Here is a 15858-nt window from a genome sequence, read left to right on the forward strand (position 1 = left end):
TAGCCACTCCTTTAATATTTTTTAGTAAAAAATATAATGGTGCAGCTACCTGATAGCACATTTCTTTCTCGATGCAATCTGCTATCAGATTTTACTGCACCGAGCAGTTATCTCGAATAAACCTCATATTGAGTTCACCACCTTTCATACTACTAAATGATATTTAATTAAGTTATAAAGTATTATACTATATTAATATTTATTTTTTTAATAATCTAATTAAAAAGTCACTAGTAATTAGAATTCTGTTGTTCCGGCCCCTGTTTCTACTGTGGTCTTATCAACATTTACTTCTGGAATATAGTTTAGGTGTACATCCTCTATTGTGGCACCTCGTATTGGACCACCGGAAGCAGCTCTTGCAGCTCCTGTTAATTCTTCTGGAGTTAGTGGTATTGCTTCTCCTGCAACTACTTCAACACGAGAACCATCTACACAAGTAAATTTACCTGTCATAGTAGCTCCCATAGGTCTGTTACATATGTTTGATACAACCCAGTTTACATTGTTTGCTCCAAACTGCTGATCCATCCAATTCCAGTCCCATTGTGAATAACCAGGAATACTACGGTGATTATACATGTCTTCAATTTCTTCTTGAGCGGTTAAATCCCCATTTCCAAAGGTAACGTCGACAAATGGTCTGTTTTTTGGATGATCTGTTCTTGCATTACCACCCCATCTTAAGAAACCAGAAAATGTGATATCATAGTCCATGTAGATGTTAGCCGTATAAGGTATGTCAGATTTAGTCCTATAACTCATTAATTTAATTATTCTTTTACTCTTAGGAGGTATTTTTCCAGTATAGGATGCTTCTAGATTAGTACTCTCAACTGTTGTAGTTGTGTCTGACCAAGATTGCTCTGCATTGAAGTTATACGATATTTCTTTTTCACCCTTGAAAAACAGTACATTTACTCCTACAGTTGTTTTTGTCCCTAACGATTGTCCAAATTTATAATTGCTAGATTTTGATACTGACTTGCTTGCTGTATATGCAATTTTAGTATTTGCTGTATCTTCAGTATCTCCTCTATTAACAATCTTAAAGGTTTGAGCTGCAAGAGGTTCTAGCTCCGTTATTTTCTCTTCTCCCTGCTTTACTGTTTCAGGAGCAAAATAGAATTTTACATTTGACACTGTCATTTTTAATCGCTTATCTGCCCAGTAACCACCTGCATGGGGATCACTACTATTATAACGGGCTTGTAATACGTAATTATCGCCTTCTTTTCTAAACTCAAAATCATTTCCGACATATGGACTTGCAGTACCTCCGCACCATCCAAATCCTAAGTAATGAGCAAGCAGAGCATGTTTAAAAATAAACTCTTGTGAATTAATAATCTTTGATTTAAGGATTTCTTGACTTTCCGTAGGGCTGAAGGGATATAACACTGGTGGATACTCAGATAATGAAGCTCCAGTAGCTGAACTCATAGATAATACATTTGGGGTTTCTTCACTTTCCGTAGGGTTCAACATTGGTGGAGACTCAGGTGGTAGTGAAGCTCCATAAGCTAAATTCATAGGTACTACATTTAATGTCAAACAAATGATCATAAAGGATAGCAAAATTCTCTTAATGGATCTTCTTTTCTTTTTCATAGTTTCCACTCCTCTTTAGTTAGTTTTTATATTATATTCGTTATAGAGCTATACTCTAACTACCCGATACAAACCATAAACTTTTTTCATCACTTCCTCTCTTATCATGCTTCATAGCAGAGATAGATATAGCGAGTATAATCAATGTTTACATAAGTACTTTTTAAACTTATGACGATTAGTTTATAATCACAGTTATCATATTGACATATTTAATCAAGGAAAAATTAAACTTAAAAAACATTGCTTAGGGATTCCTAAAAGGTCTATAGAAAACCCCCTAATAAAACTTAATTCATGCAAATACAAAGCTTCTAAGCTTCTGTGAGTTTAGGATATATGTAAATTAAGATCTTTAATGGAATCATTGTGAATGAGCTTGTGATGATATCACCTATGGTAGCAGTTTACTTAGAATGGTTTACAGAGGTGCATTGCTAATTACGAGTCACGGATAGTTTGTAAAAACATTTTTTCAAAGTATTATTTTCATATCGATAAATATTTTATTTCATATTTTTACAATAAAGTAATTTTTTATAAATTATATCACATTTTTCATGTTTGTCAATATATTTTTGGAATATTTGTTTAATTCAAACATTTTTTTACAAATCAAAAAAATAATATCTTCTCTTTATTCTTCCTTAAAAATACTCACTTTTCGTATCTTCTTGTAGATAAACCCACCTTTGTTTATCAGATAGATAAAACTCTATCTACAACAAATAATCTTTGTCATAAATCATTCTATTTCTATAAAATGTAAGTTGACATAGATAATAACATAGAGTACTATATAACATATAGTACTCTATGATGAATAGTTAATTAATAACATATAAAATATATGTCTGAATTACCTAACTCAAAATATCAAAGGTAAACGGAAATACACATGAAAAGTACTGGTCATGTAAAACATATATTCATATATGAAAGAACCTTCTTATAATAAAAGAGCTTGATAACAATTACTATCATAAAATAACAACTTCTAAAGAAGGTTGAAGGGAGGACAGAATTTGGAGATTAACAAAGAAATTCTTAAGGGGTATATTGATATTATTTTAGTAAGTCGTCTTAGGAAAAAGGCTATGTATGGATATGAGCTTTCAAAAGAAATTCTAAAAATAAGTAATGATTCTTTTGAAATTAAAGAGGGCTCATTGTATCTCTCTCTGAAAAGATTAGAAAAAAGTGGCTACCTTAAATCCTTTTGGGCCAATGAAACCTCAGGAGGAGGTAGAAGGAAATACTATGAAATAACCGATTTAGGCATAGATTTTTTGAACAACAAAAAAGAAGAGTGGCTTTTCTTTAAAGAAGTTATAGATAAGTTTTTGGAGGTGTAAATAGCAATGTCTAATAGGGAATTACAACCACACATTATTAAAGAAATTGATAGCTTCGTAAAAAAACTATCTCGCAACATAGATGCTAATGATATAGAAATTAGCGAATTTGAAGAAGAAATGAAATCTAATCTACTATGTAGTCTTACTGATCTATTGGATGAAGGGTATTCTGAATCCGATGCACTATCACTTGCATTTTCAAAGTTTGGTCATATTGATTACTTAAAGCATGATCTACGCAAGCTTTATAACCTAAGGAGCATATTTAGTAAAGCCCTTTTAAAAATAACTGTTTCAATGGGCATAATATGTGCTATATTATTTACTACTTTCTTTACATGGAATTTTCTTATTGTTCCATCAAAGGCTGATAATACCTTTGAGACTCTTAAGAATGAAATTGAAAATATAGATGATATAAGCAGTAGTAAGTTTAAGGAAAAAGTTAATAGTCTCGTAGATAATAATATAGCTATATATTCAATAAGTATTCTAGAAACTCAAGATGACACTTTATCCTATCAGCTTTTATATAGATATCCTACTCCACAATCAGAGACCTATTGGAAGGATGATATAGGAAAAGAAAGCTTCTTTATTTTTAAGGATGAACATTACAGCAACAATAGCGACTTCGATCTATCCGACTTAAATTATAATGTAACATTGAGTCTGAGGAATTTAGATTTTAATTTCCTAGCCCTTGCAGAAATATTCTTAGCAATTTACTGGGCTCTGTTCGCAGTCTGGGGAGCTTTGGATGTTTATCTTAACGATGACAAAGGCTTTTGGGTTATGGTATTTGCTTTAACTAATATCATTGGATATATGATATATCGTTATCAGCTAAAACAGAAAAAAATTTTATAACTAAAACAATTTAAATCATTAGAGAAGAGGCAGTTAACATGATAAAAAATTATTATAATAGACCTATAGGAAGGTTAAAATCTTCCTTAGAAAGAAAATATCCTAAACAATTAGAGGAAGTTATTTTACCTGGAAGTATCTACCTATATGATAAGCTTATGCTCAGGAAAAGTAGAAGAAAAACTAAGGGATATTTATCTCAGGACTCATTTCCTCTTTTTAAAACTATAGAGATAGAGACTATTAATAGATGCAATGGTGCTTGTTCATTTTGTCCAGTAAATAAAGACATTGATCCACGACCATTTAAATTAATGAATGAAGACCTTTTCAATTTAATTATTCAGCAGCTAAAGGATATTAACTATTCTGGAAGTATAGGGCTTTACTCAAACAATGAGCCTTTGTTGGATAAGAGAATATTTGATTTTTTACAAATTGCTAGGGATAATTTACCGGGGGCTTCCCTATATCTTTTTACAAATGGTAAGCTCTTGACCATAGAGAAATTTGAAAGGCTTATGAAATATCTTGATTCGCTCATTATCGATAATTATAATGATGATTTAGTATTAAATAAATCCGTTAGTAAAGTATATGAGTACGCTTTAACGAAGTCATATAGGAATAAGGTTCATATATATTTGAGAAAAGAAAATGAAGTACTTTTAAATCGAAGCGGACAAGCTGAGAATCGATCAAAAAATAGTTTTAGACTGAAATCCGCATGTATTTATCCCTTTGAGCAAATGGTTGTTAGGCCTGATGGAAAGATCAGTTTATGCTGTAATGATGCTACAGGTAAAGTAACCTTGGGAGATTTAACAAAGGACAAATTGATTGATGTATGGAATGGTCAGCAATATTACAACGTTCGTAGAAATATGGTAACAAATAGAAATCTTAATCCCTTATGTAGAGATTGTGATTGTGTATTAACTAGCGTTATCGGCGATGTCGCGTTATAAATATAAGTGATTCAAAGGTGACAGTTCACCCCGAACTGTCACCTTTTTTTCATGATAGCCACTAAATTTATTATTTCATTCTGCACTTTTTCATTATTATGACTCACCATAATCTCGCCCCTATAATATCTTGTGATTGCTTATCATTACTAAAAATAGCATATTAACAATTCAATCTACCAACCCTAGCCACTTTTACTTGCCATTGCAAACCAAACATCCACTTGCCTTATAAATTATATTTATTAATCTTATAATTTAAAGTTTGTCGTGAAATTTTTAAATATTTGGCTGCCTCAGACAAGTTTCGATTATTTTTAATGGAATCCTTAATTAAATTTTTTTCAAATAAATCCAATTTTTCTTTTAATGAAAGTTGCATATCATTATAGAAATCCACCTTATTTATATCATTTTCTCTTTGATAATTATCAAATATATATTCCGGTAAATCGTGTTTTTCTATTATTTTTGACGATGTAATATTAAATGCTCCCTCTATAATATTTTTTAATTCTCTAACATTTCCATACCATAAATGTTTGCAAAATAATCTCTTTACATCATCGTCAACGCCTATAATATTTTTATTCATTTTTTTATTAAACTGGTCCACAAAATAATCTATTAACACTTCGATATCATCTTTTCTTTCTCGTAGTGGAGGTATATTAAACTGCACTACACCTAACCTGTAAAAAAGATCTGCTCTCAAAGTTTTTTCTTCAATACATTTCATTGGATTTTCATTAATAGCAGATATTACTCGTATATCTGTATTTATAAATTTAGTTCCCCCAACCTTTTTAAACCTTTTTTCCTCTATAACCTTTAGAATTTTGGATTGAATATTAATATCCATTGAATTGATTTCATCCAAAAATATCGTTCCTTTATCAGCTAGTTCAAATATACCCGTACTATTTTCCGCACCTGTATAGCTGCCTTTAACTGTTCCGAAAAAAATACTCTCTAAAAGTGCAGACGGTATTGCTGCACAGTTTTGTGACATAAATGCATTATTCTTTCTCTTACTATGATAGTGTAGAGCCTGTGCTACTAACTCCTTGCCTGTCCCCGTTTCTCCATATATTAAAACAGATGAATCTGTATTTGCCACCTTTAAAATTTTATTTTTTAAAGATTTCATATTATTGCTTTTTGCCACTATATCATCAATTGTGAACAGGTTTTCTTTGGAAGTATTTTTTTTATATTCTATTTTAAGACTTTTATCCTGTTTTGAAGAACCTACATACTTTGAAACATCTGCAATGCCAATAATCTTATCTTTCATTTTAATAGGTAATGTAGTGGAAACCACCTCTACAGTTTTTCCATTGAGAGTTGTAAGTCTCTGACGTTGATTAAAAATTGGTTCACCTGTTTTTATTACCTTTAAAATTGTACTCTCGTCTTCAGATAGTTCAGGATAGATCTCTAATATATGTTTTCCTAAAACTTCATCTTCCGTAAAATCATTGATATCCAGCCTATAGTCATGATAGTATTCAACTCTACCAGTCATATCTGTAAAAAATATTCCATCAATATAATTATATACATCTAATAATTGTTCAATATACTTTCTTATCATTCTAACACCTCTTTTTCAGTTGTGTTTCCTGGTTGTAAAAAGTGAGTCTTTCTATATTTCCTCTTCAACCGGAAATAGAATGTCCATTTTCAAAGTAAATATCTTAGTATTGTTGCTATATAACACTATTTCTATTATATCATCAACCTTTATTATCTTAAAACTAGTGCTAAAAAGTTCCTTTTGAGTTGGTACAACTAGTATTTTACATATTATTCATGGAGCAAATTCATTTATAATGAACAGTTTGAAAAAAGACTAGGTTTTTAATCAATAGTAATTACTATGCCACACCTTTTATTTGTTTTTCACTTAAAAGCAAAAAGACTTCTACGAGATTATTATCTCCTAGAAGCCTTTTTAATCAAAGCTTTACTTTAAAAAACCTTAATTTATTAGGCAATATCTTCTTTTCCCTCATCATAAAATACTTTAAAGTTCGGATCAACTTTTCCAATACCCATATACCTTGCTTTATAGTCCTTCAATAGGGTCAAGAACTTAGGGCTCAGGATAAGAAGTGCTAATATATTTGCAAAAATAGGCAATGCTGTAGACATGTCTGCAAAGAGCCATACGCTAGTGCCCGGTAATTCCTTCATCACTGCAAAAATTACAAGTGCAAGTCCTGGAATAGGATAAGCCCATTTATAGAATGTAAGTATCTTATCTGTACTCTTGCTGTTATTACCAAGTATATATCTTAATAAAACTTCTATCTGAGCATAAAGTCCTGAAGAAGTAGTTACTCCAAAGAGTAGAATCCCTATAGTTAAAATAATTCTACCTAAAGAGCCTAATCCATGTTCAAATGCACTAAGGGTAAGAGCTGCTCCTGATACTCCAGATGACCATTCTCCTGTTATAACAATTGCTAAGGATGTAATACTACATATCACTATTGTATCTATAAACACCTCAAATATTCCAAGAAGCCCTTGGCGTACTGGATGATCAGTTTTTGCTGAGGCATGAATCATTGGAGAAGATCCCCAGCCTGCTTCATTACTGAAAACTGCCCGTGACATCCCAACTTTGATTACCTGTGTAAAGGCCGCTCCAGCAAATCCACCTAGAGCTGCGGTTCCACTAAATGCACTATTAAAAATCAGTCCTAAAGTTCCTGGAAGGTGAGAAATGTTCTTAAGTATAATAAAAATACCACCAAGAATATAAAATGCGCACATAAATGGTACAAGCTTTGCAGCAATTCTACCTAGGGATGACAATCCACCACTGATCATTAAATAAAGTAAAATGGTGTAAACAACACTTACAGTTACCATACTCATGTCAAATGTACTTGATACAGCCTCTGATACAGTATAGTTTTGCATTGTTATGAAGAAGCCTACACCAAATCCAAAGATAAATATGAAGGCTAGAACTTTAGATAAGAGTTTGAAATTTTTTTCTTCACCTAGACCCTTTCTCATATAATAGGTAGGTCCACCGAAGGTCTTTCCGTCTTCGTCCTTTGTACGATAGTGCACTGCTAAAGAAATTTCAACCACCTTGATTATTTGACCTAATAGACCTGCAACCCATAACCAGAATACTGCTCCTGGTCCTCCTATTGCTATAGCCGATGCTACACCACCTATATTCCCTACTCCTACTGTTGCACCGATGGCTATACTCAGTGCTTCAAACGGAGAAATAGCACCGGAATCTTTTTCAGTATCATTACTTTTAAAGAACTTTTTATATGCCTGCTTCATAGCATATCCAAAGTATCTGAATTGAAAAAATCCAGTTATAACGGTAAAGAAAATACCTACAGCTAAAATTAGAAGGATTAATGGTAACCCCCATAATATATCCCATACTATTTTTTCTATCAACGCCATAAGTTCATACACTCCTTTTTAAGATATAAAAAAGTTATCTTACGAAATAGTTTTTTAGTTATTCAATAATTGCTTTAAAAAAAATAGACTACTCTCTTTGACTTGGAATTTAGGGCTATCAACTTACAAAATTTATGCTTTCATACAGTTTTGGTTATAGACTGATTCGTTAAGATAGGTAACAAAGAACTTCTTGTAAAAATAACTGTTATAAATTTTGAATTTGCTATATATTCTAGAATGGATAACTCAGTCAGTATGATTGGTAAAGTATATATACGTTTATGCTTTTCCTATTTTGAAAAGCATAAACGCCTCATAAGATCATTTAGATTATAAGTAAAAACTACTTATTATAAGTCGATCATCATTAGACATATAGGGAAAATAACTTGAAATATCGATGTTTCTTTGCAAGATATTTGGTCTTCAAATTAAAATCTTTTCAACTAAAATCTTAGCGATAAACAACTTAAGCCCCCATCAATTTTCTGAAATTCTGACATATGGACTTCCTTAATCTTAAATCCTGCATCTAACAACTGCTTTTTTGTTTTTGGAAAATCTGCTGGCATAACTAGATAGTCGTTAACTCTTATGCAATTAGCCGCATACATTTCATCATCATTTATAATAATTTTTTCAAATTTATCAAATCTCTTATCTTCTATAAACTCTCCAGAAACTAAAACAGTGTTATCTCCTATATAGTTAACTCCTGTTTTTAAGTGGAACATCTCTATAAGCTGTACAACCTCACCAGTATACCCATATTTTTCGACTATAGATATAAACTCCTCTGCACCTTTTTTGTTTGTTCTTTTAGATAGACCTATATAGAAATGTTTATCTATTTGCATAACATCTCCACCTTCTAGGGTTCCATCAGTAATGTATTCAAATTTGTCAAAACAATCCTTCAATCCTTCTTCCATTATATACTTTTCACCATTTCTAGTATCAACACCTGGATTAGTTATTATTGCAAAGTCCTCTGTTACTACCGCCGGGTCCTCTACGAAACAGCTATCAGGATATCTTTCATCTGCTTCTAGAATCTTAACCTCTACATCACAGGTCTTTAATACTTCAATATACTCATTGTGCTGCACCTTAGCCTTTTCATAATCTGGAATTCCTAAATCCGATGTTGTTTGACCGTTTACAACTGTACTTGCTGGTTTTCTTACTATAATAGTTTTAAACATTCTTTTTCCTCCTATAACTTTATAATTTATTTTTCACACATACTTTAATTAGCAATTTGTATGCCACATCCTATAGGGTTACGCTTAAACCGCTATAATAGATTGAAAAATCAGATGATTTGTTTTATTATATTATTTTAATCATCAATGTACATTTTTAATTTTAGTAAAGTTTTTTTTACATTCTGTAAAAATTTTTACTTATAGTTCATAGATCAAACAAATAATCCAGGTTAAAGAATAAAATAAAAAATATCACAAAAACTATTCCCGACACCAGAAAAAAGAATAAATATAACCATTTTATTAATATAAATAACATATTCATTAAAAGAAGAGTGAAAATTATACAATATTATGTTAGAATGAAAAATGTAAGGAACTATATTTAATGAAAAGGAGACTTAGCATGAATAAACCTATTCTATCTGCTCACTTTGAGTCTAGAAAACCATCGGCAGTTCGTCTTGCACAAATGAAGTACGAAGAACGAAAAGTAAAGCCAGAAGCCGTTATCAATGTAGGTATTGGAAACGTTTCCCTGCCTGCAAACACTGCAATGCAAAAGAGGATGTTTGCACTAAATGCACCGGATAGTCCATTTGCTAAGGGTGTTATTAGGTATACGACAACTGCTGGAACGCAGGAATGCCAAGATGCCTTCAGAAACATTTTAGAGTGTGAAGGTTTTGATACAAGTAAGCTTCACGTTCAGGTTACAGATGGTGGATCAGCAGCAATGGAATTATTACTAATTGGTGCTTGTGGTCCAGCTGGGACTGATGAAAGTCCTTTACTTATGATTGATCCAGCATATACAAATTATATTTCATTTGCTCAAAGAACTGGAAGAAAGACTGTTACTGTAAAGCGTCAATTAGATGAAAACGGAAAATTCACTCTTCCAGAGTTTGATAAGATTGAAGAAGTAATTAAGGAGCATAAGCCAGGAGCATTATTAGTAATCCCATATGATAACCCAACTGGTCAGTTATATGATTATGATGCTATGAAAGAATTAGCAAAGCTTTGCGTGAAGTATAATATGTGGATGGTAAGTGATGAAGCATACCGTGAACTTTACTATGATGCAGACAAGCCACTTGTAAGTATCTGGGGTGTAACTGATGCAGACGTTCCAGGAATTGAAGGTAGAAGAATTAGTATTGAGACTGCTTCTAAGGTATGGAATGCGTGTGGTTTAAGAATTGGTGGATTAATTACAGATAGCCCTGAATTCAACAACCGTTCAGTAGCTGAATATACAGCTAATCTTTGCGCAAATGCTATCGGTCAGTATATCTTTGGTGCCTTAGCTCACGAAAGTAAAGAAGGAATCATCGGATGGTGCGAAGAAATCAGAGGATACTATAAGGAGAAAATCCTAAAGGTTTATAACGGATTAAAAGAACAAGAGCCTGGTCTTATTGTTTCTAGTCCAGATGCATCTATTTACACAGTTATAGATGTTAGAAATGTTGTAAAACCTGGTTTTGACGCAATTGACTTTGTATTATACTGTGCAGGCGAAGGTTCAGTTGATATTGATGGTGTTGAAACTACTCTACTAGTAGCACCTATGAACGGATTCTACGACATCGAAGCTGGTGAAACTAATCCAGGCAGCACACAATTTAGAATTTCTTTTGTTGAAACACCTGAAAATATAGCTAAAATTCCTGAGTTGTTTGTAAAACTACTTAGAAAATTTGAAGAACAAAGATAATAAATAATATGCTTAGGATTTAATATACCCCTAATCAAGACTTAGAAAGTCTTGATCAGGGGTTTTTATGTGAGTAAAGCTTAAGTAAAAGATAGTCACTAATTCCACATATATTGAATTTTGATCATTGTTATAAGAGATATCCCCATCTTCTATAGTAATTATTTTCTAAGAAAACTTCTAGAATCGTCTGACTTAACTTTATCTAAATACCTGTATACCCTTAAATTATCATCGCCTAAATATTCAACCACATCAATCTTGTTGTAAGCAAGATTCTTATTATCATCTAGCAGATCATCACAAACCATACGTCCTTTAACTTTAGCAAATATAGTTATATAGCTTTGGAAGTGATCATTCTCAATAATTTCAACTGGTGTACATTCTAAAGCAATTGGACAGTCTTCTATTATTGGTGCATCAACAATTTCAGATTTTGTATAAGTCATTCTGCTCAACTCAATTTTATTATCTTTATGTCCTGAATGAGCTCCACAAATATCAATTTCACGCATCAATGAGCGATCGGGTAGATTCACAATAAAGTCTACACCCTTTTTAATCTGATTCCCTGCATAGCTGTTCTTTCCAAATCCTAATACAATCATATCTCCTAGAGAAAATGACGATGAAAGCGTAGTCACATTTGGCACATTATTATCATTATAAAATGAGATAAGTATTACAGGAAATCCATAATACATCTTTTTATATTCAACTCGTTTTTTTGCCATTGTATCCTCCTTGTAAAAAGTTGTTCATTCACAAAACTTTCCGTAAGCCATTGCTTTTATTTCTTTCTTCGAACATTTGTTCTAGTTCTATTATAGCTAAGTTATTTTAACTGGTCAAATATTCTGTTCCACAGACAAAGGGACAGGGGCTCTCCCTCTGTCACCTTCTTTAAAGTTTAAAAATTTCTATAAGCAGAATCAGCCTTTTAGAGAAGTATACTGGCTAAGATACAGCTCGGTAGAATCTCTACCAGATTTTATGAGTTCTTCCTTTTTTTCCTCGCTTATATTGAAGTCGATTGTCTTGACTCCTAGAGTATCAATATAAATGGTTCTTTTCCAATCCGAACTGTTTAAATGATGGTCTTGTTGTCCTTCTATTATTGTATTTATCAGCGCATACGTATAAGAAAAGAAGTTCTTAATCTTACGATATCTAGGGTTCTTATTTCTCATATAAACATCGATTTTATCCTTAGAATCTAGCCTAAAACCAAGAGTTTCTTTATTACATACATAATTTATAGCTGTTTTACCTTCTTCTAGATTTATTTTCTCGTAGTGAAGTGGGATATAATAATCTTCATCAACATATTCTATAGAATCAAAAAGTCTAATTGGATAATTATTTAATACTCCTCCGTCTACATAAATATTTTTGTGAGGACAGTCTTCTTCATCTAATTTTACAGCAGTAAAAATCAAAGGAATAGACATGGATATCCTTACTGCATCAGAAATAGACATTTCGGGAGTGGTTTTACAGGAAAAAATATTACTAAAGCCCGTTGAAAGATTTGTCCCAACAAAATGAAGTTGAGGACCAATCTGCATATGCTCATGCTCTTCAAAGGTTATATCATCTTTTCCTGTTTTGTATTTAATCAATTTTGATATCCATTTTTTAAGATATTCACCTTTATGCCATCCATATTGTGTAATGAGACGATGTGTATCTCTAATGAATCCCCACTCATCGTCAAGTATTTTTTCAAAATCAAGTCCTTTTTTGGTGATCTCTCGTATCTCTTTTACCGAATAACCCAATCCTAACAAAAGAGCATTTATAGAACCGGCAGAAGCGCCACCTGCACGTATAATGTTTTCTAATATGCCTTTTTCTTCTAAAACCTCCAGAACCCCAATGTATGCAATACCTTTAGCTCCACCGCCTTCAAATACTAAATTCTTGAAATTGTAGCTCATAGCAGCACTCTCCCCTGTATATTAATAAAACTAATTTTTACGCTATCATAGAATTTATTCATTAGACTAGCTTTCATGGTAATCTAACGTTTCTCAATACAAGTGATACTAATTTAGCTGCTCTCTTACCTGTATGCTCTTGCACTAATTTAATGAACCTCTCTTAATAAAATAAGTCATCTAGGATAACAAGATAATGTCTATATTCCCAGATGACTTATTAAATATTTATTAAGTTCTCTTTTAAAATAGTATCTTTTTTTATACGCTACCATACTGATAGCTTTTTCAAAAACATCAAAACTATAGTCAATCATAACATATAACCTTAAAAGAATGTCTGTTAATTTATGGTTATTGGAATTAGCTGCTATTTACTAGTAGACTCAAATACTTCCATACTTTCATCTGAAAAATAAACTAGATACCTATCACCTACTTGTACTATCTTAGAAATATCTGTTCTACTAAATTCTTTTTCTATTGCTTCAATTAACTCAGAATCAACTGGTTCTATTTGAAGACCACTATCAGAAATAGTTTCCGTAGTGAGAGGTACAATTCCTATTGAAACAAAAATAATACATATATGAATTATTATAATCCTTTTTGATACATTTAATCTTTCAGAAAAAGTCCTTAATCTAGTATTTTCACTAAACCTAAATGAATTTAATTTCAATCCCAAATAACCTGCTATAAAAACACAGGATGTAAAACCTAATAATTGAATAGGTGTCCATATATTGAAGTTAACGCTATCATCAAGTGGAACAGTAATAAATGATATACAGTACAATACTAGATATATTAAAGTACTTTTATAAGAATTGATCTTTTTATTCTTTTCCACATTTCTTTTCTTCATTTTTTGTAAATCAGGTATTCTAACTGAATTTTTATAAAAATTATTATTCAATTTATTATTAGTGTTACAATAATCGCAAACCCATTGATGAGGTTTATGGGTAATATTTTTAACAAATGACCCTTCTACACTACAGTTATTGCATCTAACATAAGAATCTCTATATCCGCATCTATCACAAATAATAAAAATTTCAGGTGCTGTTATATCAATATAATCTCCATTAGCACATTTAGGACATAAATAATAATCTAAGTTTTCATCTTTCTGCATGGTCCGCCTCCAAATTAATTGCGCATAGCTTTTAACATTACCGATACCATTCGAGCTCTTTTCTTGAACGATATTAGGAATATTACGTTATGTGATTAATAGACAATCTATCTAGTTGTCCATTAATTTAATTTTATCATTTTTGTACATTTGTTTAATCAGTTATTATTATCCAATCTTCAACATATGATTTATCTATCACCTATCTAATGCACTTTGAATATTACTTAAATACTTAGTGAATATATGAGTATATATCATTGTTGTTGATTTGCTACGATGTCCTAAGAATATCAGAGGATCAGGTCTTCATAATTTTATATTAAGAACTCTACTGGTAAAATTCAACTCTATGGCTATATTTTATTTGCTTTCGAATTTGTGTGGCAAACAAGGCATCCCCTTGACTTATTCACTAATAGAAATTGCTTAGGCTCTGAACTAAAGGTATGACTGCTAAAATACAAACTGCAATTAAAACTCTCCAAACACCTATTTGTCCATATATGATTTGAGAATTAACTTTCTCATCCCACATGGTCGTTTTGCTCTTCTGAAGTTTAAAATAAGCATGTATCTGTGTGAGAATTTGTACTAAATGAATTCCAAATCCAAGTCCACTAATCCAAACTAAGGAACTTCGATAAAACGATTCTTTATATGACAATAGTTCACCTTTACTATCTCTTATTTTAATATTAAGAATCCATTTACCTATTGTCGTTCCAGTTTTAGATATTAAAACCGTCTCAATAAAAATCCATACAAATGGAGTTATATAGATTATATTTTGAATTGAATATATTGCTCTACCAAGATGAGCAGGAACTAATGTCCAAACAAAACTTAAAACAATTCCTATTACTATATAATCAATTGATCTAGCCCAAAATCGTATCCAAGGATGCGTTTCTTGATATTGCTCTACTGTAACTACCTTATTGTCTAATATTAGCTCATCCCCTACTTGTTTTACCTTCAAATTATTAAAGTTCTTATTGACATCTTCCTGGGAGAACCCATTTTTAGTCATACAATATATACAATGGGCTACATAACATTCTTTACCAATCATCATTACTTGATCTGTATCTATTAGGCAAGATAACCAGTCTTTCCATTCTAAATAATCTATTTCAAACTTTTCTTTGCTTATAACATCTTGTCCAAATACTTCCCAATCTTTGACTAGTGGATCATATATATTTTCCCTTTCCTCTACAAATATACACGTACTATCAATATTTGAACTATCAGTCTGTATTAATTCATTAAAAGTTTTTTCATAATTCTCATTTAGAGACTTGTCTCTGGGATACATCCTTATAATATTTTTCAACACTTCTTTAAATCTAGTTTGCAAAATCAAGTCTCTAAATGTAATGTATTTAGGATTATCTACATTCCCTAGTTTATTTCTATCTGAAACTAGAAAGTTTTTTATGCCTCTATTAGCCAGTTCTTCTCTAGCTACTTCAAGTGCCTCTTCTGTATATTCGTCATAATCTATATTGATAATTTCCAATAGTCTTCTATCTTTTAAATTCCTCATTCGTATCTTTAGTGTCTCCATTTTATTATCCATA

General features: G+C 31.5%; 12 protein-coding genes. 4 read left to right on the top strand and 8 right to left on the bottom strand.

Features of this window, described 5'->3' with window-relative positions; genetic code table 11:
* Positions 1-237: 237 nt before the first annotated feature.
* Entirely contained in the window at positions 238-1611 is a 1374-nt protein-coding gene (locus R9X47_RS13810) for an aerolysin family beta-barrel pore-forming toxin (protein WP_432667452.1), read from the bottom strand.
* Positions 1612-2636: 1025 nt separating this feature from the next.
* Here R9X47_RS13810 and R9X47_RS13815 point away from each other — a divergent pair.
* Genes R9X47_RS13815 through R9X47_RS13825 form a run of 3 tightly spaced genes read left to right on the top strand, consistent with a single transcriptional unit; the run spans position 2637 to position 4807 of the window.
* Positions 2637-2966 carry a PadR family transcriptional regulator gene (locus tag R9X47_RS13815; protein WP_432667453.1) on the top strand — a complete coding sequence of 110 codons (330 nt, stop codon included), beginning with the start codon at positions 2637-2639 and terminating at the stop codon, positions 2964-2966.
* 6 nt (positions 2967-2972) lie between these two features.
* The gene (locus R9X47_RS13820) at positions 2973-3839 is read left to right on the top strand and encodes a hypothetical protein (RefSeq protein ID WP_432667454.1); all 867 of its coding nucleotides are present in this window, start codon (positions 2973-2975) and stop codon (positions 3837-3839) included.
* 38 nt (positions 3840-3877) lie between these two features.
* Entirely contained in the window at positions 3878-4807 is a 930-nt protein-coding gene (locus R9X47_RS13825; RefSeq protein ID WP_432667455.1) for a radical SAM/SPASM domain-containing protein, read from the top strand.
* Between the two features lie 229 nt (positions 4808-5036).
* Here R9X47_RS13825 and R9X47_RS13830 read toward each other — a convergent pair whose 3' ends face one another.
* The 3 genes from R9X47_RS13830 to R9X47_RS13840 all read right to left on the bottom strand — a co-directional run bounded on the left by R9X47_RS13830 (position 5037) and on the right by R9X47_RS13840 (position 9462).
* Positions 5037-6404 (bottom strand): sigma-54 interaction domain-containing protein, encoded by a 1368-nt coding sequence (locus tag R9X47_RS13830; RefSeq protein ID WP_432667456.1) that lies wholly within the window; start codon positions 6402-6404, stop codon positions 5037-5039.
* Positions 6405-6799: 395 nt separating this feature from the next.
* Positions 6800-8254, bottom strand: a complete 1455-nt coding sequence (locus tag R9X47_RS13835) for an alanine/glycine:cation symporter family protein (protein ID WP_432667457.1) — start codon at positions 8252-8254, stop codon at positions 6800-6802.
* A gap of 449 nt (positions 8255-8703) precedes the next feature.
* Positions 8704-9462 carry a dimethylarginine dimethylaminohydrolase family protein gene (locus R9X47_RS13840; RefSeq protein WP_432667458.1) on the bottom strand — a complete coding sequence of 253 codons (759 nt, stop codon included), beginning with the start codon at positions 9460-9462 and terminating at the stop codon, positions 8704-8706.
* Between the two features lie 409 nt (positions 9463-9871).
* Here R9X47_RS13840 and R9X47_RS13845 point away from each other — a divergent pair, with 409 nt between their 5' ends.
* Positions 9872-11188 (top strand): pyridoxal phosphate-dependent aminotransferase, encoded by a 1317-nt coding sequence (locus R9X47_RS13845; RefSeq protein WP_432667459.1) that lies wholly within the window; start codon positions 9872-9874, stop codon positions 11186-11188.
* Between the two features lie 161 nt (positions 11189-11349).
* On the opposite strand, the gene R9X47_RS13850 is transcribed toward R9X47_RS13845, so the two are convergent.
* The 4 genes from R9X47_RS13850 to R9X47_RS13865 all read right to left on the bottom strand — a co-directional run bounded on the left by R9X47_RS13850 (position 11350) and on the right by R9X47_RS13865 (position 15857).
* Entirely contained in the window at positions 11350-11925 is a 576-nt protein-coding gene (locus R9X47_RS13850; RefSeq protein WP_432667460.1) for a flavin reductase family protein, read from the bottom strand.
* Between the two features lie 198 nt (positions 11926-12123).
* Positions 12124-13131 carry a patatin-like phospholipase family protein gene (locus R9X47_RS13855; RefSeq protein WP_432667461.1) on the bottom strand — a complete coding sequence of 336 codons (1008 nt, stop codon included), beginning with the start codon at positions 13129-13131 and terminating at the stop codon, positions 12124-12126.
* A gap of 370 nt (positions 13132-13501) precedes the next feature.
* Entirely contained in the window at positions 13502-14272 is a 771-nt protein-coding gene (locus R9X47_RS13860; RefSeq protein ID WP_432667462.1) for a hypothetical protein, read from the bottom strand.
* A gap of 415 nt (positions 14273-14687) precedes the next feature.
* On the bottom strand, positions 14688-15857 hold the full coding sequence (locus tag R9X47_RS13865; protein ID WP_432667463.1) for a DUF6557 family protein: 1170 nt from the start codon (positions 15855-15857) through the stop codon (positions 14688-14690).
* Between the last annotated feature and the right edge of the window lies 1 nt (position 15858).

Source organism: Wukongibacter baidiensis (assembly GCF_050888315.1).
Classification (GTDB): domain Bacteria; phylum Bacillota; class Clostridia; order Peptostreptococcales; family Caminicellaceae; genus Wukongibacter; species Wukongibacter baidiensis.

Coding starts and splice junctions, on each gene's coding strand:
- R9X47_RS13825 (WP_432667455.1), top strand. CDS start 3,878: ATGATAAAAAATTATTATAATAGACCTATAGGAAGGTTAAAATCTTCC.
- R9X47_RS13865 (WP_432667463.1), bottom strand. CDS start 15,857: ATGGATAATAAAATGGAGACACTAAAGATACGAATGAGGAATTTAAAA.
- R9X47_RS13835 (WP_432667457.1), bottom strand. CDS start 8,254: ATGGCGTTGATAGAAAAAATAGTATGGGATATATTATGGGGGTTACCA.
- R9X47_RS13850 (WP_432667460.1), bottom strand. CDS start 11,925: ATGGCAAAAAAACGAGTTGAATATAAAAAGATGTATTATGGATTTCCT.
- R9X47_RS13840 (WP_432667458.1), bottom strand. CDS start 9,462: ATGTTTAAAACTATTATAGTAAGAAAACCAGCAAGTACAGTTGTAAAC.
- R9X47_RS13855 (WP_432667461.1), bottom strand. CDS start 13,131: ATGAGCTACAATTTCAAGAATTTAGTATTTGAAGGCGGTGGAGCTAAA.
- R9X47_RS13810 (WP_432667452.1), bottom strand. CDS start 1,611: ATGAAAAAGAAAAGAAGATCCATTAAGAGAATTTTGCTATCCTTTATG.
- R9X47_RS13820 (WP_432667454.1), top strand. CDS start 2,973: ATGTCTAATAGGGAATTACAACCACACATTATTAAAGAAATTGATAGC.
- R9X47_RS13860 (WP_432667462.1), bottom strand. CDS start 14,272: ATGCAGAAAGATGAAAACTTAGATTATTATTTATGTCCTAAATGTGCT.
- R9X47_RS13845 (WP_432667459.1), top strand. CDS start 9,872: ATGAATAAACCTATTCTATCTGCTCACTTTGAGTCTAGAAAACCATCG.
- R9X47_RS13830 (WP_432667456.1), bottom strand. CDS start 6,404: ATGATAAGAAAGTATATTGAACAATTATTAGATGTATATAATTATATT.